This is a genomic window from Robertmurraya sp. GLU-23 (genome assembly GCF_052983275.1).
The window spans coordinates 51865-75208 of sequence record NZ_JBRKCV010000015.1 but is presented as its reverse complement, the minus strand read 5'-3'; the positions used below and the strand labels follow the sequence as shown (position 1 = coordinate 75208).

Below are 23344 nucleotides of genomic sequence, written 5' to 3'. Positions count from 1 at the left end.
TCTTTTGTGACATCTATTGTTTTAGCATCAGTGATTTTTTTGCTGACATTAGTTTTAGTTATTTGGCAGCCGAAGGGGTTGTCGATTGGATGGTCCGCTTGTGGTGGGGCAATTCTAGCGTTGCTTGTTGGGGTGGTGGATTTTCAGGATGTTCTTGATGTAACAAGCATCGTATGGAATGCGACATTAGCATTTATCGCCATTATTATCATTTCTTTAATTCTTGATGAAATTGGTTTCTTTGAGTGGTCGGCCCTTCATATGGCTCGTGCCGCAAAAGGAAACGGTGTTCTTATGTTTGTGTATGTTTCAATCCTAGGAGCGGTCGTTGCGGCATTTTTTGCGAATGACGGAGCAGCGTTAATTCTCACACCAATCGTTCTGGCGATGGTTCGAAACTTACAATTCAATGAAAAGATGGTGTTTCCATTTATTATCGCGAGTGGATTTATCGCTGATACCACTTCATTACCACTTGTCGTTAGTAACCTGGTGAATATTGTTTCTGCTGACTTTTTTGGCATCGGCTTTGCTGAATTCGCCTCAAGGATGATTGTTCCAAACTTCTTTTCGTTAGCAGCGAGCATTCTGGTTCTTTATCTTTATTTTCGAAAAAGTATTCCAAAATCCTATGATCTCACGCAGCTGAAACAACCGGTGGACGCTATACGAGATCAGAAAATGTTCCGTCTCTCTTGGCTAGTATTAGCGGTTCTACTCATTGGGTATTTTGCAAGTGAGTTTACAGGAATTCCTGTTTCCATTATCGCAGGTATTGTCGCGATCTTCTTCCTCTTTATGGGTAGAAGAAGTCCGGCTGTTAATACTCGCACCGTTGTAAAAGGAGCACCATGGGCGATTGTCTTTTTCTCGATTGGGATGTATGTGGTCGTTTACGGTCTGCGAAATGTAGGCTTAACGAATTTATTAGCAGACCTGATTCAGGTGACGGCTGATCAAGGGTTGTTCGCAGCCACTATAGGAATGGGCTTTATTGCAGCGATTTTATCCTCTGTCATGAACAATATGCCGACCGTTATGATTGATGCGTTAGCGATTGCTGACACCAATACAACGGGAGTCATTCGAGAGGCGCTCATCTATGCGAATGTGATTGGTTCGGACCTTGGACCGAAAATCACCCCGATTGGATCACTTGCGACACTACTATGGCTTCATGTTTTATCGCAAAAGGGAGTCAAAATTTCATGGGGCACTTATTTTAAAACAGGTATCATTCTAACCATCCCAACATTATTTATTACGTTAGTTGGGCTATATATTTGGTTATTAATCATCCACTAAAAGGAGAAGGAAAACATGACGAAAAAAACAATCTACTTTTTATGTACTGGAAATTCTTGCAGAAGCCAAATGGCTGAAGGATGGGCGAAAAAGCATTTAGGAGAAGAGTGGGATGTGAAAAGTGCTGGACTTGAGGCACATGGTTTGAACCCAAATGCAGTAAAAGCAATGACAGAAGCAGGTATCGATATTTCCAATCAAACATCTGACACGATTGATCCTGAAATCTTAAATAAAGCGGACTTAGTGGTCACTCTATGTGGACACGCAGCAGATCATTGCCCAGTGACTCCTCCACATGTGAAGCGTGAGCATTGGGGCTTTGATGATCCTGCGAAAGCAGAAGGAACAGAAGAAGAAAAATGGGCATTTTTCCAACGTGTTCGTGATGAAATTGGCGATCGAATCAAAACATTTGCTGAAACAGGGAAATAAGCATAAAACCCGGGGATGAATACATCTCTGGGGTGTTTTCGACCTTATATATAAGTATATGCTTATAAAATTAAAGGGGTGCTTTACCTTGACCAAAGTAGAAATCTTTGACCCTGCACTATGCTGTCCAACAGGTGTGTGTGGACCAAGTGTTGATCCTGAATTAACAAGAATGGCCACTTCTGTGTTTATTTTAGAAAAAAAGGGCTTCGATATTACAAGGTATAACTTGGCGAGTGAACCGGGTAAGTTTGCTGAGAATACGAAGGTGAACCAATTGTTGCATGAAAAAGGTCCAGATTCGCTGCCGATTACGTTAGTCAATGGGGAAGTCAGTCAATCAGGAAGCTATCCATCAAACGAAACTCTGGCTCAGTGGTTTGGGATCAGTATGACTGAATTAGAGAAGAAGAAGGTTACGAATAAAATCAATCTAATCTAACCGATGGAAGGTGTAAGGTAATGTTCCAACCATTTGATCCCAAAACTGTTGTTCATACGCCGTTTCTGTTCTTTACCGGAAAAGGTGGGGTAGGAAAAACATCGACTGCCTGTGCAACGGCTGTTTCGCTTGCGGATGAAGGAAAGAAGGTTCTTCTTGTAAGCACAGATCCAGCTTCGAATCTTCAAGATGTTTTAGAACTCGAACTAACGAATATTCCAGTCGAAATTCCAAAGGTGAAGAATTTATATGCTTGTAATTTAGACCCGGAACAAGCAGCGAAAGCCTATCGTGAAAAGGTTGTTGGACCGTATCGAGGGGTGCTGCCTGATTCCGTCTTAGCCACGATGGAAGAGCAATTATCCGGAGCATGTACGGTAGAAATAGCGGCATTTGATGAATTTACCAGTCTATTAGCCGATCCAGCGATTGTAGATGTTTTTGACCATATCATTTTTGATACGGCTCCAACGGGACACACGCTTCGGTTGCTTCAATTACCATCTGCTTGGAGTGGCTTTTTAGAGGAAAGTACTCATGGTGCTTCTTGTTTAGGGCCGTTGTCAGGACTCGGGGAGAAAAAGGATTTATATGCAAAAACCGTTCAAGCATTATCCGATTCTACTAAAACGATGCTCGTTCTTGTCGCTAGACCGGATGAATCATCGCTTTACGAGGCCAATCGGGCAGCAAAGGAACTAAAGGAAATTGGCATACAGAATCAAGCGGTAATTCTTAATGGAATCCTACAAACGTATTTTCCGGATGATAAGATTTCTACGGCTTTTTATAAAAAGCAAAGAAATGCGGTGAGTCAGTTGCCAGATGAATTAAAGCAAGCGGTCATTTACTCCTTGCCGTATGTTTCGTATTCTTTAACTGGGCTAGAGCCTTTGCGATACCTACTGAAGCATTATTCGATTCCACCTGTTCAATTAGCGGGAGAGCTTGAAAAAGGACACACCCTTCCCGACTTAGAACAACTAGTGACGTATTTTTCTACTCAACAAACCCGGGTGATTTTAACGATGGGAAAAGGGGGAGTAGGGAAAACGACGATTGCCTCGGCGATCGCGGTGGGCTTAGTGGAAAAAGGTCATAAAGTGCATGTAACCACAACAGACCCGGCGGCCCATTTGGAGTTAATGTTTGAAAATCAGGAATATCCCGAATTATCCATTAGCCGAATTGATCCGAAGCATGAGGTGGAGATGTATAAAAAAGAGGTACTTTCAACTGCTGGACAGAACTTGGATGAAGAAGGCCTTGCTTATTTGGAGGAAGATTTGAATTCACCGTGTACGGAGGAAATTGCCGTCTTTCGAGCGTTTGCTGAAGTGGTGGACCGATCACAGGATGAAATTGTAGTGATTGATACAGCTCCAACCGGACATACTTTGCTACTATTAGATGCGGCACAGTCGTATCATAAAGAGCTATCTCGATCAACGGGAGAAGTTCCAGAGAGTGTTCAAAAGCTTTTGCCACGCCTAAGAAATCCTCAGGAAACAGCGGTTGTCATCGTGACGTTAGCGGAAGCAACTCCCGTATTAGAAGCACAGCGTTTGCAAGAGGATTTGAAAAGAGCTGAGATCCTCCCACAGTGGTGGGTGATTAACCAAAGTCTTTATGCAACGAATACAAAGGATCCGGTGCTAAAGGGACGAGCCATCGCAGAGGAACAGTGGATTCAAAAGGTAGAAGCGATTTCAGCAAAATGTGCCATTGTTCCACTGATGAATGAAGAACGATCAGGTTACGAACACTTAAAAGCAATGGTGGAGTAAAACATACTAGAGAGGATGAAGATGATGCAAATCACTAATGAAGCACGTGATCAATTAAAGCAAGTATTTGCAGAACAAGCGGCCAATGGTCTCCGCGTATATTTTGCGGGCTTTGGCTGAGGACGACCACAAGTAGGGCTGGCTCTGGATGAGCCGGAAGAAAATGATAAAGTAATGACGATTAATGAGATTCAAGTAGCAATCGATCCACATATTGAGGATCATATTGGAGATCTGATTTTAGGACTTAATGAAGAGCGAAACGCTTTTGTGCTTGTCGGAAACGAAAGCGATTGTTGCTAACAGGAGGATACCTTAATGAGTGAAAAAAACTATCAGGCTTTAATCAAGGATCGAATTTTTATCGGTGGAGCGGATCAAGTGGAAGAGGTTATGGAAAATGAGAAAATCGACGTGATCTATGATTTGCGCGCGGAGGCTCCAACAGAAGAATCCCAATATAACCGAATTCATCAGCCCATTGTTGATGAGGAAGAGCACCAAGAAGAGTCTGTAAAAAAGGCCATTGATGAAGTGATTTCTTCCTATAACGAAGGCAAAAAAGTGTATTTTCATTGCGGTGGTGGCAGCAATCGTACAGGTACAGTTGCGATTGGTACCTTGTTAGGATTAGGGCATGCTGAAGGAATCGACAAGGCGGAAGAAATAGCCCAAGGAATTCGTTCGAAAATTAAGGTGAAGCCGGAGATGAAGGCAACATTAAAAAAGATTTACCCGAATGCTTAATTGGAAATCGTACAGCTGACATATAGTCGGCTGTATTTTTCTTTAGTATATATTGTGATATTATTCACAAAAAGTCCATAACTTTGTAGCAGAAATTTGAACAATCCTTTGAAGTAATGATATTTGAAATTGAGAATGTTAATCTTAGGGCATAGAAATAATACATTTTATTTTTGAAAGGAAGATTCATATGATTAACAAATGGTGGAGAAACAACAATATTGCAGCAGGGATTGTTACAGTCATTCGATTGTATTTAGGATACGGCTTTCTAACAACAGGTTGGGGGAAAATAAGCGGAGGAGCATTTGATGCAAGTGGCTTTATTGGAAATGCCATTAAAAATCCGGTGGTCGGTCCAGATGGTAGTGCCGTGTTTGGTGCGTATACATCATTCCTAGAAAGTGTCGCTTTACCGAATGTGGAGTTATTTAATTTTATGGTTCCATGGGGCGAATTTTTAGTGGGCTTAGGCTTAATTTTAGGATGCTTAACAACAGCTGCTTCTTTCTTTGGAATGGTATTGAACTTTTCATTTTTATTAGCAGGTACAATTTCTCATAATCCTACAGATATCTTAATGGGCTTCTTAATTATCACTGCCGGTGCCAATGCTGGTTTATTCGGACTAGATCGTTATGCATTGCCATATTTACGCAAGTTAACAAAAAAAGGAAAAGAAAGTAAAATCGTAACAAACTAATGAAAAAGGGTTGCAATCTTTGAATTGCAACCCTTTTGTTATGCTTCTAGCCATGATTGTGACCATTTTTCTATATCTCTCATAAGAGGCTCTAAGGCTACTCCCTTATCAGTTAGTGAATATTCAATTCGAACAGGAGTTTCTGGGAATACTTCGCGATTCACAATGCCTTCATTCTCCAGATCTTTTAACCTCTCTGAAAGTACACGACCACTTACACCAATAGAGGATTCTAGGCTACAAAAACGCTGTGGGCCACCTAGTAACTGGTAAATAATTAAGCCGGTCCATCTTTGGCTTAAAATACTCATCGCTTTTTCAAATCTAGGACAAATGGATTTATCCATGACAATCACTCCTTCCTTCTATTATAACCCCTTTTTTACATAATTAAATTATTTTTTATAAAATACTTACTTGAAGTTTGTTTGTTATTAAAATATAATTACTTACATAAAGTAAGTTACTAATAATTACTTCAAACCGGTTTTTAACAGATAAACAGTAAATGATAACTATATATGTAGGAACATACTAAAGGAGAGATCGTAAATGGGATTTCATCGAGAACCAAATACATTTGTTAGCCAAGTAAACCTAAAAGTAGAAAATTTAGAGCGTTCGCTTACGTTTTATCAAGAAGTCATTGGACTACAGGTGTTACAGCAAACCAACACTACAGCCGATCTAACAGCTGATGGTAAAACAGTGCTTGTTTCTATTCAACAACCGGTTAATGTCGTGTCAAAGCAAGGACGTACGACTGGACTGTATCACTTCGCATTATTATTACCGACTCGTGCAGATTTAGGAAGATTATTAAAGCATTTTCTCCAGGTGCGTTATCCATTACAAGGCGCATCCGACCATTTGGTAAGTGAAGCGATCTATTTAGCTGACCCAGATGGGAATGGAATCGAAGTGTATGCGGACAGACCAGCTTCTAGTTGGAGTTGGAATAATGGAGAAGTGGAAATGCCCACGGTTGCGATAGATGCGGAAAGTCTTCTTGCTGAGGGAGAAGGAAAAGCATGGAACGGAATGCCAGCTGAAACGATTATGGGTCATATCCATCTTCATGTGTCAGAGTTACAAAAAACAGAAGAGTTTTATACGAAGGGACTCGGATTTGAAGTTGTTACTCGATACGGAGGCCAGGCCTTATTTATTTCTACTGGTAAATACCATCACCATATTGGATTGAACATTTGGAATGGTGTTGGTGCCCCGCCTGCAGCTGAAAACAGTGTGGGCATGGAATCTTATACCATGGTGTTTCCTAGTGACGAAAAGCGAAAGCAGATCCTCTCTCAGTTAAAGGAAATGGGCGTAGCAGTTACAGAGGAGAAGGGTGCATATATTACGGCAGATCCTTCGGGAAATCGAATTCGATTAGTGGTTTAATGGGTAAAAGCAGTGAGGTTCTTTTTAGGGCCCACTGCTTTTTGTTTTTCTCTTGACAGAAACCTAGTAAATTATTATATTAGTAACATACTTTAGTGCTAAAAAGCGTTTAAGTAAAATAGAGACCTTCTGTGGGATTGAGAGCTGGAAAGTCTGCTATTCATATATGAATTAGGGTGGTAATATGGAGCTCCTTTGTCCCTATTGACGTGAGGGCTTTTTTTCTTTGCTCAAAACCCTTATTGGAGGAAAACATCATGAATCAAGACAGCGTACTAACATTAAAACCAATGGAAGCTTTTATTATTTCTTTGATCGTTATTGGGGGAATTAGCTATTCTCTTATATTTGCTGGTGCCGTTCCTCATATTCCGATTGTTTTAGCGATCATGGGATTGTTTGTTTACGGTATTTATAAGAAGGTTTCGGTTAACGAATTGGAAGAGGCGATCATTAATGGTGCGAAATCAGGAGCTGGAGCCGTATTTATTTTTCTCTTTATCGGGATGCTGATTAGTAGTTGGATGGAAAGTGGAACGATTCCTACTTTTATCTATTTAGCGCTTGAAGTTGTCAGCGACAAATGGTTCTATGCCATCGCATTTACCGTGTCTGCTATTATTGGTATGAGTATTGGAAGTTCGTTAACGACTGCAGCAACGATTGGCGTTGCCTTTATGAGTGTGTCCACTGCGCTGGGACTTTCAGATGCCATAACAGCTGGAGCCGTGATTTCAGGTGCGTTTTTTGGCGATAAAATGTCTCCTCTATCAGATACAACGATTTTGGCATCTTCTACTGTTCAAGTAGACTTGTTTGACCATATCAGAAATATGGCTTGGACAACGGTCCCAGCATTTGTCTTATCTTTCCTATTATTTGTTATGTTGTCACCGGCAGAATCTGCTGCGAATTTTGCCGATTTAGATCTTTTAAAAGAAAGTTTAAAAAATCATGATCTTGTACATTGGTACTCTTTATTACCATTTGTCATGTTAGCATTGTTAGCGATTAAAAAAGTGCCAGCAATTATCACTTTAGCATCAGGAATTGCTACTTCTTTGATTGTTACGTTATTTGTGCAAAAGGAGATCGATCTTCAGGGACTAATGAACACCCTATTTGCTGGTTATTCTTCCAATACAGGAGTGGAGGAAATTGATTCCATGCTTTCTAGAGGTGGAATGGAGAGCATGATGTTTTCTGTTTCCCTTATTCTTTTAGCATTAGCCATGGGTGGGTTATTTTTTAAGCTTGGAATTCTCCCAGCTTTGCTTGCAGGAATTAGCGGCATGTTGAATAAGGTATGGAGCCTTGTGGTTTGGACGGCAGGAACAGCTGTTACCATTAATTTCTTAGTTGGGGAACAATATCTTTCCATCCTTTTAACAGGAAGTTCCTTTAAAGAAAGGTACAAAAAGATGGGTCTTCACGGGAAAAACCTTTCGAGAATATTGGAGGATGCGGGGACAGTAGTCAATCCGCTTGTTCCATGGAGTGTGTGTGGAGTCTTTTTGACGGGGGTATTAGGAGTAGAAACATTATCTTATCTTCCTTTTACGTTCTTTTGTTTATTGAGTCCGATCATTACGATGATATTCGGTTTAACTGGCTTCAAACTTTCAAAGCTAGAGAAATAACCTTACAATGAACGTATGACCGATTCTTGAGGAGTGTAACGATGACGAAGAGAGCTTTGATTAATATCGATTATACGAATGATTTTGTTGTAGGTGCTTTGCCATGTGGAGAGCCTGGTATAGCTATCGAAGGAGAAATCACCAAGATTACTGAGGAATTTATTAATAAAGGCGAGTATGTGGTGTTCGCAATTGACCTTCATAAAGAAGGCGATCATTTTCATCCAGAAACAGAACTGTATCCTCCTCATAATATTGAAGGAACAGAGGGCAGACATTTGTATGGGACGTTAAACACGCTGTATCTTCAAAATCTTGAGAAGGAACATGTGTATTGGATGGATAAAACACGCTACAGTGCTTTTGCTGGAACGGATTTAGAAATCAAGCTAAGAGAACGAGACATCTCAGAGGTCCACTTAGTTGGGGTTTGTACCGATATTTGCGTGCTACATACAGCTGTTGATGCTTATAACAAAGGCTTTAAAATCGTCATACATGAAAATGCAGTAGCTAGCTTTAATCAAGCTGGACATGTTTGGGCATTAGGACATTTTAAAGGAAGCATGAATGCTCGAATTAAATAATTATCTTTAGGCGTAATCACTATTTTGGTGGTTACGCTATTTTATTTCACAGCCTGTAGCTACAAAGCTATGATCAATATTTGCTGAAAATTTACTAGTCTTCTAGAACTTCACTTTGTTTCATGTTTCATGGTACACTGTTTTTTATATAATTATGAAATAGGAAGGAAGGTAATATGAAACTTCTAAATAAATTTCAGTTATTTAATAGTTTTACAGGGGTTTTCTTTTTAGCAGTTGTACTTTTATGGACCAAAACATATATCATTCAATATACACAATTTGATTTAGGAATTGAAAGTTCGCTACAGCAGTTTTTATTATTTCTGAATCCTTTAGGTTCGGCCATGCTATTTTTAGGCTTTTCCTTTTTTATAAAAGGAAAGGGCAAATATATAGGGTTACTCGTTTTACACACTTTGTTATCCCTCCTTTTATTTGCCAATGTATTGTACTATCGATTCTTTACTGATTTCCTTACATTGCCAACATTCACACAAACTCAAAATATCGGCGATGTTAGTGGAAGTATCACTTCGCTACTAAAGCCATTTGATCTATTCTTCTTTGTAGATACTTTATTGTTACTTGCAATAATTGTAATTGGGTTTCGGAAAATAGAAATGAAGCCGATGGCAAAGAGAAAAGTGGCAGCTGTCTTTTCCTTTGCTCTTGGTGTGTCTACGTTGAATTTAGCTTTAGCAGAGTCCGATCGACCGGAGCTATTAACAAGAGGTTTTGATCGTAACTATATTGTTAAGTATTTAGGGATGTATAATTACACGATTTATGATGCCGTGCAGAGTACAAAGGCTTCTGCTCAAAGAGCACTAGCAGACGGTGATGATACAACCGAAGTTATTAATTTTACGAAGTCTAATTATGCTGAACCGAATCCCAATTACTTTGGGATAGGAAAAGGGATGAATGTGATTTATGTGCACATGGAATCTATTCAAAACTTTCTTATTAATTACGAACTACATGGGGAAGAGGTCACTCCATTTTTAAATTCTTTAACCCAGGAAGAAAATACCCTTTATTTTAACAATTTCTTTCATCAAACTGCACAGGGAAAAACGGCAGATGCTGAATTTATGGTAGCAAATTCTCTTTATGGTTTACCACAGGGATCTGCTTTTACGATGAAGGGGATGAACACATATCAGGCAGCTCCTGCTCTTTTGGGGCAACAACAAGGTTATACGTCTGCTGTATTCCATGGTAATACTGGAAGCTTCTGGAATAGAAACGAAATATACAAGTCGTTAGGATATAATCACTTCTTTGACTCTAGCTTCTATGACATGAATGAAGAACAATTAGCAGATTATGGGTTAATGGACAAGCCATTTTTCCAGCAGTCTATGCCATATTTGGAATCATTGCCACAGCCATTCTATGCTAATTTTATTACGGTCACTCATCATTTTCCGTTTACCATTGATGAAAAAGAGGCAACTATCGCTCCTCATACGACAGGGAATAAAACAGTAGATAATTATTTCCAGACAGCACGTTACGCAGATGAAGCTCTTGAACAATTTTTTGTTTATCTGAAGGAATCGGGATTATACGATCATTCTATTATTATTATGTATGGAGACCATTATGGGATTTCAAAAAATCATAATAAGGCAATGAAAGAAGTGATTGGAAAGGAAATCACTCCTTTTGAAAGTGCTGGATTACAGCGGACTCCATTATTCATACGAGTTCCAGGTATGAGTGGAGGGGTGAATGAAGAATACGCAGGACAAATTGATCTTCTTCCTACGCTTCTCCACCTGCTAGGAGTGGACTCAAAGGATTATGTACATCTTGGCACAGATTTGCTTTCTGAACAGCATGATGACGTGATTCCATTTAGAAATGGAGACTTCGTAAGCTCAGAAATCACTTCAGTTGATGGGATTTTTTATGATTCGAAAACTGGGGAAATACTAGCCAGCGAACAACTAGAAGAAGCGAAAACGTACCAGTTGTCAGCAGAACAAAAACTAGCCTATTCGGATATGATTGTAAACGGAGATTTATTGCGTTTTTATACACCGAATAACTTTACTCCAGTGGATCGGTCAATTTATGATTATAGTGTGACTAAGAATAAGAAATTGGTTGAATAATGTTGTAAGGCTGTCAATCATAAGGTTGGCAGTCTTTTTTTAAAGACTTTGAAACTATTTAAATAGGGATACCGTATTAGTTGTTAAAGATTATACTTCATTGTATAATGTTTAACATAACTATCACGTGACGGTTTGGAGGGACTCCATTGGGGCTGGGAAGTTAAAAATTGGTGAATTGGCTGAAATCGCAAATGTTACTAAGAGAACAATTGATTATTATACTAATCTCGGGCTATTGAAAGTAGAACGTTCCACTTCGAATTATCGCTATTACGACAAGTCGGCGGTAGAACGGCTACACTTTATTGAACAATGTAAGAAGGACGGAATGTCTCTTGAAGAGATTAAGAAAATAGTAGCAGAAAAAGACGCAGAAGAAATAGATGTGCTTGAACTAAGACTAAAGATAAAAGGGTTAGAAAAAGAGGTTTCAGACGTGTTGGCTCATCTTGATAAAAATGATTTGAAAAATATTGAATATGTGAAAAAGAATGTATCAAACGAAAGTCTTTCATTAATACAAACACTTTTGTTATTGCTCAATTAATTTATTTTTTTTACTATATTAGGAGGTGTAGGTCTTACTTTGTAAGACCGATCGTTGACAACTATTAATTTACTTTTGATTGCTTTATTAATTGCTTTAACCGCTTTTTTCGTAGCTACAGAGTTTGCTATTGTAAAGGTTCGTGTGTCGAGAATTGATCAATTGATTGCGGAAGGAAGAAAGGGTGCTGTATCGGCAAAACGAGTGGTAACCCATTTGGATGAATATTTATCGGCCTGTCAATTAGGGATTACGATTACCGCTTTAGGTTTAGGGTGGTTAGGTGAACCGACTGTTGAAAAAATATTACATCCAGTATTTGAACATTTTCATTTAAATGAATCGTTGATTGGAATTCTGTCATTCGGGATTGCCTTTGCTTTAGTTACATTCCTGCATGTGGTTGTTGGTGAGCTTGCACCTAAGACGGTGGCTATTCAAAAAGCTGAAGCAGTTACATTGATGTTCGCTGTACCAATCATTTGGTTTTACCGTATCATGTATCCATTTATTTGGTTCTTAAACGGTTCTGCTCGTTTATTGGTTGGCGCATTTGGTTTGAAACCAGCTTCCGAACACGAAGTAGCACACTCTGAAGAGGAACTTAGGATTTTACTATCTGAAAGTTATAAGAGTGGAGAAATTAACAAAAACGAACTAAAATATATGAACAATATTTTTGAATTTGACGAAAGAATAGCGAAAGAGATTATGGTTCCTCGAACAGAGATGGTATCCATTTCTATTGATGAGTCGTATGCTGATATTCTAGCAACTGTTAAATCTGAAAATTATACGCGATACCCAGTTGTCAATGGTGACAAAGATAATATTGTTGGCTTCATTAATGTGAAAGAGCTGTTAACAGCTGATATACCAGAAGAAGAACGGGCTGGCTTTACGATTGAGTCCTTTATTAACCCGATTATCCGTGTGATTGAGACTGTTCCAATTCATGACTTACTGGTAAAAATGCAAAAGGAACGTACACATATTGCGATTTTAATAGATGAGTATGGTGGAACATCTGGATTAGTTACTGTTGAAGACATTCTAGAAGAAATTGTTGGGGAAATTCGAGATGAGTTTGATGAGGATGAATTACCTGACATTCGAAAGGTAAACGAAAACCACTACATTGTTGATTCTAAATTGCTAGTTGAGGACGTTAACCATCTGTTAGAAACTACTTTATCAAATGAAGATGTGGATACCATTGGTGGATGGTTCATGACTCAGGATATGGAAGCACAGGTGGGTACAGAGCTAGAAGCAGAAGGATATGTGTTTAAAGTCCAGAAGAAGGATGGACATCATATTCAATATTTGGAAATTAAAAGAGCTTAATAGTATAATAATGTGGGCTTGGATCATTTCCAAGCCTCTTTCAATTTTTGTCAAGGAGTGAGTCGGTGGAAGAGATACTTATCATAATAAAATATGCGTTTTTAGGAGCGCTACAAGGTTTTACAGAACCTATTCCCATTTCCTCTAGCGGACACTTGGTGCTCGTTCAGGAATTTTTAGGAATTAATGTGGCTGAAGGCGACTTTAGCTTTGAAGTATTAATGAATTTCGCTTCCCTTTTGGCTGTATTGCTTATTTATCGAGACGATCTCATCAGATTAGTTAAAAACGGAAGCAATTATATGGTTAAAAAGGACCCAAGTGATAAGAATGATTTTCTCTTTATCGTTTATTTAATTATTGGTACCATTCCTGCGGGTGTGATCGGTATTTTATTAGAGGATACGATCTCTAGTTATTTCAGGGGAATTGCTCCGATTGGTGGAGCTTTACTCGTGACAGGGATTGCACTTTGGCTCATTAGAAATCTTAAGGGAACAAAAGGCGACAGAGGGTTAACCGTGAGAGATGCCTTAATTGTTGGTTGTGCTCAAGCAGTGGCATTAATTCCTGGAATTAGCCGCTCGGGTGCTACGATTGTTGCTGCGATGGGAATAGGGATGAAAAGGGAAACCGCCTTACGATTCTCATTCCTTCTATATATTCCTGTTAGCTTAGGGGCGATAGTGTTAAAAGTAGGTGACATGCAATTGGGCGACATGCTTATTCCTTATATCGTCGCGTTTGTAATGTCCCTTCTGTTATCTTATTACTCATTAAAATGGTTTATGGGGTTAATGGAGCGAGGGAATCTGAAGTATTTCGCTTATTACTGCTTTATTGTCGGACCATTGGTGTTGGTGTTATCACAGTTTTCATAATGCTTATGAAGAGAGATTTCGGTAGAAACGTCTTTCATCTGGCCTATGTAGGGGCAAAACTAGGAGAGATTTTGAAAGAAACGTCCTTCATCAAGCCTTTGAGTATCAAAAGGACCGAAGAATCCTGAGGAAATGAAGTTCATCAAGTCTATGAGTATCAAAAGGACCGAAGAATCTTGAGGAAATGAAGTTCATCAAGCCTATGAGCATCAAAAGGACCGAAGAATCCTGAGGAAATGAAGTTCAGCAAGCCTATGAGTATCAAAAGGACCGAAGAATCTTGAGGAAATGAAGTTCATCAAGCCTATGAGTATCAAAAGGACCGAAGAATCCTGAGGAAATGAAGTTCATCAAGCCTATGAGCATCAAAAGGGCCGAAGAATCCTGAGGAAATGAAGTTCATCAAGCTTATGAAAATCAAAACGAGCGATGAATCTGCTAGAAATGAAGTTCATTAGCTGAGTAAGATTAGAGGAGCTAAAATCAAGGATGTAGGTCATACCGGTTACGAAGACAAAATGGAGCAAGTGATCTAGGAGTAACAGTCATCATCCATTTTCTTCCGTGCCCAACCCAACCCTCTATTGCCCGAAAAAGCCAGCCAACAAAAACCTTCCATCATACAAGAAAGCATTGGTCCACCAAAATGGACCAATGCTTTCTTATTTATTATAGTTCTTGACCGTTCGTAGCAATAACATTCTTATACCAGTAGAATGACTTCTTCTTACTACGCTCAAGTGTACCGCTTCCGTCGTCGTGCTTGTCTACATAGATGAAGCCATAACGCTTGGACAATTCACCTGTAGAAGCACTTACTAGGTCAATACAGCCCCAAGAAGTGTAACCCATTAAATCTACGCCGTCTTCAATTGCTTCACCCATAGCTTCGATATGCTCACGAAGGTAATTGATACGGTAGTCGTCGTTGATGCTTCCATCTTCTTCAACCTTATCATATGCACCAAGTCCATTCTCAACGATGAATAAAGGAACACGGTAGCGGTCATATAATTCATTTAATGCAATTCGTAGACCAGTTGGGTCGATTTCCCAGCCCCAGTCACTTGCTTTAAGGAATGGGTTTTTAACACCAGACATGATGTTTCCTGCTGATTTTTCTTCTTCTGTTTTCACTTTCTTTTCTGTACGTGACATATAGTAACTGAACGAAATAAAGTCAACAGGATATTGCTTGATCGTTTCTAAATCGCCTTCTTGCATATTGATTGAGATGCCGTTTTCTTTAAAGTAACGCTTAGAAAATGCTGGGTACTCTCCACGAACTTGTACATCTCCACAAATATTGTTAAAGATTTGCGCTTCTTGTAATGCATACAACACGTTCTCTGGATTACAGTCGACTGAGTAAACAGGAGCATAAATTAACATACAGCCGATTTGAGATCCAGGAATGATTTCGTGACAAGCTTTAACTGCTAAACTGCTCGCTACAAATTGGTGGTGCAAGCCTTGGAAACTTTCTTGTAGGCGAACATCTTCTGTAGCTGGAGAGAAACCAAGACCAAATATTGGCATATGTGTTGCTCCATTAATTTCGTTAAAAGTTAACCAGTATTTTACTTTGTTTTTATAACGGTTAAATAAAGTCGTTGCATAGCGCTCAAAGAACCCAATCACTTCACGGCTTCTCCAACCGCCGTACTCTTTAATTAAATATAAAGGCATTTCATAGTGAGAGATCGTAACGACAGGTTCAATTCCGTGCTTAAGGCATTCATCAAATACTCTTTCGTAGAATGCTAGACCTTCTTCATTTGGCTCAAGCTCGTCTCCTTTAGGGAAAATACGAGACCAAGCGATTGACATACGGTATGTTTTAAAGCCCATCTCAGCAAAAAGAGCGATATCTTCTTTATAACGGTGATAGAAGTCAATTCCATCATGGTTTGGATAGGTATATTTTTCCTTATCGATCTCAAAGTCAAAACCAGGAGTCATGATCAACTTCAAACGTACTTTACCACCAGGCATTACGTCTGCAAGGTTCATTCCTTTGTTGCCTTCAAGATACCCACCTTCTAATTGGTTGGCAGCTGTAGCACCGCCCCATAAAAATCCTTCTGGAAATTGATATGTTTTTGTCATCTGGAATTACCTCCATTTATGTTTTTCTGGCTACGCTTTCACTGGAATAAAATAAAAAAACCTAAATCACGTAGAGAAGACATAATAGTCTCATAGATTACGTGATTTAGGTTTTGCCTGCATAACCAGTAACAATCCTAAAAAGGTTGTTTGTTTAATTGCGTTAACTATAACATGAATATTTTGTCGAAGCAAGAATTTTGTAAACGTTATTTTCAACATTTGTCGGGTGGGATCCAGAAACGAGCCTTTATTCCAAAGGAATAACAGCGAAGGATATGGAGCCCATCTGACATTCATCTCCTAGTTGAACATTTTTTTGCATTTATATAAATATAAGAAACAAACCAGCAATCTATAAATTTATTAAATTTTTTTAAAAGAAAGCGTTGACACCTACCAAATTCCCGTGATAAATTACACGTATCAAATAAAACTTAATAAATTCCTTGAAGGAATGTTACCTTAAGTGGGCATAACCTGATCCGATTAGAACACGCTATCGCTAGCAGTGTGTGTTCCTAATTGGCTCAGGTTTTTTATTTGGAAAATATAAATCAATCATATAAAAGAAGGAAGGGTCAAAAATGAAATATGAGCAATTAGCAAAAGATATTATTGCCAATGTGGGCGGAAAAGAAAACGTTTCCAGTGTAGTCCACTGTATTACCCGCCTACGCTTTAAATTAAAAGATGAAAGCAAAGCAAACACAGAAGTGTTAAAAAATATGGATGATGTTGTAACTGTTATGAAAAGCGGTGGACAATATCAAGTAGTAATCGGAAACCATGTACCAGATGTGTACAAAGCAGTAACTACTGTTGGTGGATTCCAAGGTCAAACGCCTGTTGAAGAAGAGGATGGTCCAAAAGGATCACTATTAAGTCGCTTTATTGATATAATTTCAAGCATCTTCACTCCTGTTCTTGGAGTTTTAGCAGCAACAGGGATGATTAAAGGATTTAACGCTTTATTTGTCGCATTTGGGTTGGTTGATAGTACATCAGGTACGTATCAAATTTTAAACGCAACTGGGGACGCATTGTTTTACTTCCTACCAATCTTCTTAGGTTATACAGCAATTAAGAAATTTGGTGGTAGCCCATTCGTAGGGATGGCGATCGGGGCAGCATTAGTGTATCCAACTTTATCAACACTAACAGCAGGTGAGCCTCTTTATACGGTATTTGCAGGAACCATGTTTGAATCACCAATTTTTGTTACATTCTTAGGTATTCCAGTTATTTTAATGTCTTATTCTTCATCTGTTATTCCGATTATTATCTCAGCATTCTTTGCAGCTAAAGTGGAAAAATGGTTAAAGACAGTTATTCCAGATGTAATAAAAGCATTCGTTGTACCAATGTTAACATTATTAATTGTTGTACCACTTACATTTATTGCAATTGGCCCGGTAGCAACATGGGCAGGAAGCTTATTAGGTCAAGGGACATTAGCTATCTATAACGTAAGCCCAATGATTGCAGGTCTGCTATTAGGTGGTTTCTGGCAAGTATTCGTTATCTTCGGTCTTCACTGGGGATTAGTACCAATCGCATTCAACAACCTAGCAACACTAGGTTATGACACAATCCTTGCAACAGTATTCGCAGCATCATTTGCTCAAACGGGTGCGGTACTAGCAATTTTAATCAAAACAAAGAACCAGAAATTAAAAACTTTAAGTATCCCGGCATTTATCTCAGGTATTTTTGGTGTAACTGAACCAGCTATTTACGGTATTACACTTCCATTAAAGAAAGCATTTATCATGAGCTGTATCGCTGCAGGTATTGGTGGAGCTATTGCAGGGGCTACAAATGTAACGGGTTACATTATTGGTGGTCTTGGGATTTTCGGAATTCCATCTTATATTAGCCCAGAAGGAATCGATTTCGGTTTCTATGGTGCAATCATCTCTATCGTAGTAGGTTTCATCGCAGGTTTCGTTCTAACATTATTATTCGGTGGAATTAACAAAGAACAAAACGCAACAACAGAAACAACGTCAGCAGCTAGTGAAGTAGCAGCAACAAAGGTTCAAGATGTTCAAAATGAAGAAGTAGTTAGTCCATTAAATGGTGAAGTAATTGCATTATCAGAAGTAAGAGACGCAGCATTTTCGTCAGGTGCATTAGGTCATGGTGTAGCGATTGAGCCAAGTGAAGGGAAATTAGTTGCACCAGTAGCAGGAACAGTTTCTGCACTATTCCCAACAAAGCATGCAATTGGTATTACAACAGATTCAGGTGCTGATCTTTTAATCCACATCGGTATGGATACCGTTCAATTAGAAGGGAAGTTTTTCACCGCTCATGTGTCTCAAGGTGATTACGTGAAAGCAGGTCAATTACTAATTGAGTTTGATATGGAGCAAATTAAGGAAGCTGGTAAGCCGTTAACCACTCCAATCGTTGTCACAAACCATAAAGAGTTCAATTTACAACTTGCGGATGCAAAACAAGTGAAAACAGGCGCACCATTATTTACACTAGATAGTAAGTAATCAACATGTTAGGAGAAAGGAAAAATACGTTTCCTTTCTTCCTGTTGTTTTAAGAAAGGATGGATAGAATGGTATTTCCAAAAGGATTTTTATGGGGTGGCGCTATTGCCGCAAACCAAGCAGAAGGTGCTTATTTAGCAGATGGCAAAGGATTAACAACGGTTGATTTAATGCCAACTGGAAAACTAAGATGGGAGATTTTATTAGGGAATCTACCATCGTATGAACCACTTGAAGGCGAATTTTACCCTTCTCATGAAGCGATTGATTTTTACAATCGTTATAAAGAGGATATCGCGCTTTTTGCAGAAATGGGTTTTAAAGCTTTACGTTTATCAATCTCTTGGGCGAGAATTTTTCCAAATGGTAACGATGCAGAACCAAACGAAGCAGGACTTCAATTTTACGATAAAGTATTTGATGAATTATTAAAGTATGGCATCGAGCCTGTTGTGACGATTGCTCACTTTGATGTACCAGTGAACCTTGTAAAGAACTATGGCAGTTGGAGAAATCGCAAGCTTGTTACTTTCTTTGAAACGTATGCAACGACACTTTTTAAAAGATATAAGGACAAAGTAAAGTACTGGATGACGTTTAACGAAATCAATATGCTCCTACACTTGCCATTCGTTGGTGCCGGTCTTGTATTTGAAGAAGGCGAAGATAAGAAACAAGTGAAGTATCAAGCAGCACATCATCAGTTAGTTGCCAGTGCTTTGGCTGTAAAAGCAGGTCATGAAATCAATTCGGATATGAAAATTGGCTGTATGTTAGCAGCGGGTCAAACCTATCCATACTCTTGTAATCCGGATGATGTGTTTGATGCGATGGAAAAAGATCGTGATTCATTCTTCTTTATCGATGTTCAATCTCGAGGTCAATATCCTGGATATGCGAAGAGATTCTTCAAAGACAATAACTTGAATATTGTGATGGAAGCAGGCGATGAAGAGCTTCTTAAGAATCATACAGTAGATTATCTTGGCTTTAGTTACTATGCAAGTCGTACGACTAGTACAGATCCTGAAATTAACAAGACCACATCTGGAAACGTGTTTGGTTCGATTGAGAATCCATACTTAGAGAAGTCTGAATGGGGATGGACAATCGATCCAAAGGGCTTCCGTATTACAGCGAACCAATTATATGATCGTTATCAAAAACCTCTATTCGTTGTAGAAAATGGTCTTGGTGCGGTTGACGTTCCAGGTGAAAACGGTGAAGTGAACGACGATTACCGAATTGAATACTTACGTAAGCATGTATCGGAAATGTCAGAAGCGATTGAAGACGGTGTAGAAATCCTTGGATATACGAGCTGGGGCCCAATCGACCTAGTGAGTGCATCAACGGGTGAAATGAAAAAACGCTATGGCTATATTTATGTGGACAAGGATAATGAAGGCAATGGAACATTAAAGCGTTCTAAGAAGAAGAGCTTTGACTGGTATAAAGAAGTGATAGCTTCAAACGGGGAAAAACTATAGTTTGGATAAAAATGGGAAAGCTTTTAATTAGCTTTCCTTCTTTTGAATGTCTAAAGATTTTATAACGCTCACTATTTCCATTATAATAAAAATAAGAGAACCATAATAAACTTATAGGTGGTCAAATGAAAATAGCCAAAGTGTACAATAACAACGTTATCAGTGCGTTTAATGAAAAAAACGAAGAGTTAGTGGTTATGGGGAGAGGTTTGGCCTTTCAAAAAAAACCAGGAGATTCTGTAGAAGAAGACAAAGTTGAGAAGATTTTTGCTCTCAAAAATAATGATATGTCAGAAAAATTTAAAACTCTTTTATATGAAGTCCCGATTGAATATATGGAAGTTACAGAGGATATTATTAAGATTGCCAAATTTAGACTAGGACGAGACCTAAATGATAGTATCTATATATCTTTAACTGATCATATTCATTTTGCGGTCGAGCGTAATCAAAAAGGGTACGACATTAAAAATGCTCTTTTATGGGAAATTAAGCGATTTTATAAGCAAGAATTTGTGATTGGGATGGAAGCATTAAAGATTATTCAGGAGAAACTGGGGGTCCTTTTACCAGAAGATGAAGCAAGCTTTATCGCGATGCATATTGTCAATGCTGAGCTCAACCAGGAAATGCCGAATGTCGCTAATATAACGAAAGTCATGCAGGATATTTTAAATATTGTTAAGTATCATTTTAAAATGGACTTTGACGAGGAATCATTAAATTATTTTAGATTTATTACGCATTTAAAATTTTTTGCCCAGCGATTATATAGCAAAACATATATCGAAGATGACGATCCGTTCTTATTCGAAACGGTGCGTGAGAAGCATCGAGCAGCTTTTGAATGTACGGAGAAAATTAATGAATATATCGAAAATCAATTTGATTACAGTCTTACGAATAACGAAAAATTATATTTAATCATCCATATCCAAAGAGTCGTGAACCGCTAACTGCATAATTGAGATAAGACATGGAAAAAATCTAATTATCACCTTAGAAAGGGGTACTTAGATGAGTGTGTATGAAAATTTTCCTGTAGCTGATCTTGAGAAAAGCCAATTAGACAAAATTACCTCTCTTGAGAAGGAATTGCGGAAGGAAACAAACGAAAATATCGTGCTAATCGCCTATGATGAAAAAGATGAATAATAGAAAAGGAGGGGAGAATGACTAATTGATGCCATTCTCCCCTTTATTTATTATAAAATCCTCACATTTAACGGAAATAGATAGGGTTCGGATGGTTCCTCAATCGTTTTCCAGTCGGTAATTTTGATAAAAGGCATCTCCGTCCCGTTATAGGTTGTCACTTCTATTACACCAGTGGCTTCCACCCATGTGTCTTTTTCGAGAGTAGCTGCTTCATCAAATTGTGTTAAAAAACCGATAATGCTTGCATCCGCCACACAGTGTGTGATCAAGAAACGGGAGATGACAAGCTGATCCGTTTGAAAGCCTTCCTCTTTATAAACGAAGCCCTTTAAGGTGATTTCCCTTCCTTTAAAAGTTGCTACGTCCTTACTAATTTCTTCATAGTTTAAATAATACACATAATCATCCATGTCAATCGGATCACTTTGCTTTAGTTTTTGAACAAGAGATTTCATCTCATCTTGAGTGATTTCTCCATGCGGATTTGGAAGTACCTCCGTGTCGGATGGTTGAACATCTTCTTCATTTGTTGACTCATCGGTTGAAGGTGTTTCACTTTTTCCAGTAATCACTGCCATTCCCCCTTTTTTCTCTGCGATAGAGGAATCAAGCACTTTTGCTGGTATGGTAAAACCAGTAACGAGAGGAAAGGCAATTATGACGTACGAAAGCACTTTTTTTAGTGTCATCGGTGTATTTCCATGGTCATGGTTATGATCACAGTCGTGATTATGGCTGCACTCATGGTCGTGATGGTGGTGATGAGTCTTTTTCTCCCAAATACGCGTAATTTGGATGAAGAACAAGATTAGGAACAGAACAGATGCGATCTGACTGAGTCCGATGTATTTTGGATTAATAAACTTGGTAATCTCACCCGTATAGTGAAATTTGAAAATTAATACCGTGAAAAAAAGCAATATGGCTGCACGTAGAGCTTGTTGTGCTTGGAAGACCATCTAAAATCCCTCCTTATAAAAAGCTCTGCACGAGCACAATGGATAGAAACACAGTCGTTGCAACAAAGAACAGTACACTAAAAACAAATTTTGCACGGAACACACTTAACATCATAAGCGTATTTTTTAAATCCATCATCGGTCCGAAAATTAGAAAGGCTAGGACAGATGGTGTTGGGAAAATGCTATTAAAGGATGAACCGATAAATGCATCTGCTTCCGAGCAAAGAGATAATACATAAGCAAGACCCATCATGACAGCGACGGAGGAAAAAGGACCATCTCCTGCTTCTAATAGGGATTTTGCTGGCATATACGTTTGAACAGCTGCAGCAAGAAAGGCCCCAAAAATTAAGAACTTCGCCATATCGAAAAACTCATCAATGGAGTGGGTAAGCATCGAGAAGAAACGCTTGGTAAAAGGTTCTTTTTTCCTACCTACAGGGATGGTTTGTGTACTAACAAGTGCCTGCTTGAATTGATGACCTCTGAAGAAAAAGCTCACGAGAAACGCAACAAAAAGAGCAACTGCAAATCCAAGTCCCATTCTCCACCCCGCAATGGCCGCGTTATTTCCAAACGCCATATACGTGGATGCAATCACGATCGGGTTAATCAGTGGCCCTGTTAGCATAAAGCCAATGGCTGCATATAGAGGGACCCCTTTAGCTACAAGTCGTCTAACAATCGGTACAATTCCACATTCGCAGGCAGGGAATAATGCACCGACCACACAACTCATGATAATCGCCTTTGTCCTGCTTTGAGGAATCCACCGCTGAATATGTTCTTCTGTTACAAAGATTTGAATCACACCTGCAATCAGAACACCAATAAGCACAAAAGGAAAAGCTTCTATTAATATACTTAGAAAAATGGTATTAAGATTTAAAAATGAAGAGGGAAGAACGTCCCCAACGTCTAATTTTAATGGTAGTAAAAGAAAAGCAGCTGCTAATAAAATCAATCCAGCGATATCAATCAAGTTCGTTCGAACAATTCGATTCATATGTCCCTCCTATGTATTAATTAAACCGTAATAATTACGTTTTATATTCTACCTTAAACTATATGGGCTTGTACATGGGAATATGTCTCTCTTTTTTGAATAAAAAGTATGTGAAGGAATGAGAGGGTGCGGTGAGGAACATCACTGCGATAATGATG

The 23344-nt window shown here is 38.8% G+C and carries 22 protein-coding genes; 18 read left to right on the top strand and 4 right to left on the bottom strand.

Annotation, left to right across the window (positions count from 1 at the left end):
* The first annotated feature begins 6 nt into the window (after positions 1–6).
* The 7 genes from ACVBAX_RS19590 to ACVBAX_RS19560 all read left to right on the top strand — a co-directional run bounded on the left by ACVBAX_RS19590 (position 7) and on the right by ACVBAX_RS19560 (position 5419).
* A complete protein-coding gene (locus ACVBAX_RS19590; RefSeq protein WP_447118484.1) occupies positions 7–1305 on the top strand; it encodes an arsenic transporter in 1299 nt (432 codons plus the stop codon).
* 15 nt (positions 1306–1320) lie between these two features.
* Entirely contained in the window at positions 1321–1740 is a 420-nt protein-coding gene (gene arsC / locus ACVBAX_RS19585; RefSeq protein ID WP_430775632.1) for an arsenate reductase (thioredoxin), read from the top strand.
* Positions 1741–1828: 88 nt separating this feature from the next.
* Entirely contained in the window at positions 1829–2182 is a 354-nt protein-coding gene (arsD, locus tag ACVBAX_RS19580) for an arsenite efflux transporter metallochaperone ArsD (protein WP_447118483.1), read from the top strand.
* Between the two features lie 20 nt (positions 2183–2202).
* Positions 2203–3969 carry an arsenical pump-driving ATPase gene (gene arsA / locus ACVBAX_RS19575; RefSeq protein ID WP_447118482.1) on the top strand — a complete coding sequence of 589 codons (1767 nt, stop codon included), beginning with the start codon at positions 2203–2205 and terminating at the stop codon, positions 3967–3969.
* Between the two features lie 174 nt (positions 3970–4143).
* Complete coding sequence (locus ACVBAX_RS19570) at positions 4144–4272, top strand: hypothetical protein (RefSeq protein WP_447118481.1); 129 nt, start codon at positions 4144–4146, stop codon at positions 4270–4272.
* Positions 4273–4287: 15 nt separating this feature from the next.
* Positions 4288–4716, top strand: a complete 429-nt coding sequence (locus tag ACVBAX_RS19565) for a protein-tyrosine phosphatase family protein (protein ID WP_447118480.1) — start codon at positions 4288–4290, stop codon at positions 4714–4716.
* A 190-nt stretch (positions 4717–4906) separates the two neighbouring features.
* The gene (locus ACVBAX_RS19560; protein ID WP_430775639.1) at positions 4907–5419 is read left to right on the top strand and encodes a DoxX family protein; all 513 of its coding nucleotides are present in this window, start codon (positions 4907–4909) and stop codon (positions 5417–5419) included.
* Positions 5420–5457: 38 nt separating this feature from the next.
* Here the strand turns inward: ACVBAX_RS19560 and ACVBAX_RS19555 are convergent, their stop codons facing one another.
* On the bottom strand, positions 5458–5766 hold the full coding sequence (locus ACVBAX_RS19555) for a winged helix-turn-helix transcriptional regulator (RefSeq protein ID WP_430775640.1): 309 nt from the start codon (positions 5764–5766) through the stop codon (positions 5458–5460).
* A gap of 205 nt (positions 5767–5971) precedes the next feature.
* On the opposite strand from ACVBAX_RS19555, the gene ACVBAX_RS19550 reads away from it, so the two are divergent.
* The 7 genes from ACVBAX_RS19550 (at position 5972) to ACVBAX_RS19520 (ending at position 13954) form a co-directional block, all read left to right on the top strand.
* Positions 5972–6823 (top strand): VOC family protein, encoded by an 852-nt coding sequence (locus tag ACVBAX_RS19550; protein ID WP_447118479.1) that lies wholly within the window; start codon positions 5972–5974, stop codon positions 6821–6823.
* Between the two features lie 257 nt (positions 6824–7080).
* On the top strand, positions 7081–8463 hold the full coding sequence (gene nhaC, locus ACVBAX_RS19545) for a Na+/H+ antiporter NhaC (RefSeq protein WP_447118478.1): 1383 nt from the start codon (positions 7081–7083) through the stop codon (positions 8461–8463).
* Between the two features lie 41 nt (positions 8464–8504).
* Complete coding sequence (locus ACVBAX_RS19540; RefSeq protein WP_447118477.1) at positions 8505–9050, top strand: cysteine hydrolase family protein; 546 nt, start codon at positions 8505–8507, stop codon at positions 9048–9050.
* A 176-nt stretch (positions 9051–9226) separates the two neighbouring features.
* Entirely contained in the window at positions 9227–11176 is a 1950-nt protein-coding gene (locus ACVBAX_RS19535; protein ID WP_447118476.1) for an LTA synthase family protein, read from the top strand.
* Between the two features lie 127 nt (positions 11177–11303).
* Complete coding sequence (locus ACVBAX_RS19530) at positions 11304–11726, top strand: MerR family transcriptional regulator (RefSeq protein ID WP_430775645.1); 423 nt, start codon at positions 11304–11306, stop codon at positions 11724–11726.
* A gap of 54 nt (positions 11727–11780) precedes the next feature.
* Positions 11781–13073 carry a hemolysin family protein gene (locus ACVBAX_RS19525; protein ID WP_430775646.1) on the top strand — a complete coding sequence of 431 codons (1293 nt, stop codon included), beginning with the start codon at positions 11781–11783 and terminating at the stop codon, positions 13071–13073.
* Between the two features lie 65 nt (positions 13074–13138).
* Positions 13139–13954, top strand: a complete 816-nt coding sequence (locus ACVBAX_RS19520) for an undecaprenyl-diphosphate phosphatase (protein ID WP_447118475.1) — start codon at positions 13139–13141, stop codon at positions 13952–13954.
* A 669-nt stretch (positions 13955–14623) separates the two neighbouring features.
* Here ACVBAX_RS19520 and ACVBAX_RS19515 read toward each other — a convergent pair.
* Positions 14624–16063, bottom strand: coding sequence for a glycoside hydrolase family 1 protein (locus tag ACVBAX_RS19515; protein ID WP_447118474.1), 1440 nt, complete (start codon positions 16061–16063; stop codon positions 14624–14626).
* 587 nt (positions 16064–16650) lie between these two features.
* Here ACVBAX_RS19515 and ACVBAX_RS19510 point away from each other — a divergent pair.
* From ACVBAX_RS19510 to ACVBAX_RS19495, 4 genes are all read left to right on the top strand, one after another.
* Positions 16651–18570: a beta-glucoside-specific PTS transporter subunit IIABC gene (locus tag ACVBAX_RS19510; protein ID WP_447118473.1), complete on the top strand. Its 1920-nt coding sequence runs from the start codon at positions 16651–16653 to the stop codon at positions 18568–18570.
* Between the two features lie 59 nt (positions 18571–18629).
* A complete protein-coding gene (locus tag ACVBAX_RS19505; RefSeq protein ID WP_447118472.1) occupies positions 18630–20060 on the top strand; it encodes a 6-phospho-beta-glucosidase in 1431 nt (476 codons plus the stop codon).
* A 125-nt stretch (positions 20061–20185) separates the two neighbouring features.
* On the top strand, positions 20186–21016 hold the full coding sequence (gene licT / locus ACVBAX_RS19500) for a BglG family transcription antiterminator LicT (protein ID WP_447118471.1): 831 nt from the start codon (positions 20186–20188) through the stop codon (positions 21014–21016).
* Positions 21017–21077: 61 nt separating this feature from the next.
* Positions 21078–21215 carry a hypothetical protein gene (locus ACVBAX_RS19495; protein ID WP_430775652.1) on the top strand — a complete coding sequence of 46 codons (138 nt, stop codon included), beginning with the start codon at positions 21078–21080 and terminating at the stop codon, positions 21213–21215.
* Between the two features lie 50 nt (positions 21216–21265).
* Here ACVBAX_RS19495 and ACVBAX_RS19490 read toward each other — a convergent pair whose 3' ends face one another.
* Positions 21266–22177, bottom strand: coding sequence for a TIGR03943 family putative permease subunit (locus tag ACVBAX_RS19490; RefSeq protein ID WP_447118470.1), 912 nt, complete (start codon positions 22175–22177; stop codon positions 21266–21268).
* A 13-nt stretch (positions 22178–22190) separates the two neighbouring features.
* Positions 22191–23186: a permease gene (locus ACVBAX_RS19485; RefSeq protein ID WP_447118469.1), complete on the bottom strand. Its 996-nt coding sequence runs from the start codon at positions 23184–23186 to the stop codon at positions 22191–22193.
* Between the last annotated feature and the right edge of the window lie 158 nt (positions 23187–23344).

Excerpts from the sequence above, each read along its gene's own strand:
- ACVBAX_RS19505 (WP_447118472.1), top strand. The coding sequence starts at position 18,630 with ATGGATAGAATGGTATTTCCAAAAGGATTTTTATGGGGTGGCGCTATT.
- nhaC (WP_447118478.1), top strand. The coding sequence starts at position 7,081 with ATGAATCAAGACAGCGTACTAACATTAAAACCAATGGAAGCTTTTATT.
- ACVBAX_RS19485 (WP_447118469.1), bottom strand. The coding sequence starts at position 23,186 with ATGAATCGAATTGTTCGAACGAACTTGATTGATATCGCTGGATTGATT.
- ACVBAX_RS19540 (WP_447118477.1), top strand. The coding sequence starts at position 8,505 with ATGACGAAGAGAGCTTTGATTAATATCGATTATACGAATGATTTTGTT.
- ACVBAX_RS19570 (WP_447118481.1), top strand. The coding sequence starts at position 4,144 with ATGACGATTAATGAGATTCAAGTAGCAATCGATCCACATATTGAGGAT.
- ACVBAX_RS19565 (WP_447118480.1), top strand. The coding sequence starts at position 4,288 with ATGAGTGAAAAAAACTATCAGGCTTTAATCAAGGATCGAATTTTTATC.
- ACVBAX_RS19490 (WP_447118470.1), bottom strand. The coding sequence starts at position 22,177 with ATGGTCTTCCAAGCACAACAAGCTCTACGTGCAGCCATATTGCTTTTT.
- ACVBAX_RS19535 (WP_447118476.1), top strand. The coding sequence starts at position 9,227 with ATGAAACTTCTAAATAAATTTCAGTTATTTAATAGTTTTACAGGGGTT.
- ACVBAX_RS19515 (WP_447118474.1), bottom strand. The coding sequence starts at position 16,063 with ATGACAAAAACATATCAATTTCCAGAAGGATTTTTATGGGGCGGTGCT.
- ACVBAX_RS19560 (WP_430775639.1), top strand. The coding sequence starts at position 4,907 with ATGATTAACAAATGGTGGAGAAACAACAATATTGCAGCAGGGATTGTT.
- arsC (WP_430775632.1), top strand. The coding sequence starts at position 1,321 with ATGACGAAAAAAACAATCTACTTTTTATGTACTGGAAATTCTTGCAGA.
- ACVBAX_RS19510 (WP_447118473.1), top strand. The coding sequence starts at position 16,651 with ATGAAATATGAGCAATTAGCAAAAGATATTATTGCCAATGTGGGCGGA.
- arsA (WP_447118482.1), top strand. The coding sequence starts at position 2,203 with ATGTTCCAACCATTTGATCCCAAAACTGTTGTTCATACGCCGTTTCTG.
- ACVBAX_RS19555 (WP_430775640.1), bottom strand. The coding sequence starts at position 5,766 with ATGGATAAATCCATTTGTCCTAGATTTGAAAAAGCGATGAGTATTTTA.
- licT (WP_447118471.1), top strand. The coding sequence starts at position 20,186 with ATGAAAATAGCCAAAGTGTACAATAACAACGTTATCAGTGCGTTTAAT.
- ACVBAX_RS19495 (WP_430775652.1), top strand. The coding sequence starts at position 21,078 with ATGAGTGTGTATGAAAATTTTCCTGTAGCTGATCTTGAGAAAAGCCAA.
- ACVBAX_RS19550 (WP_447118479.1), top strand. The coding sequence starts at position 5,972 with ATGGGATTTCATCGAGAACCAAATACATTTGTTAGCCAAGTAAACCTA.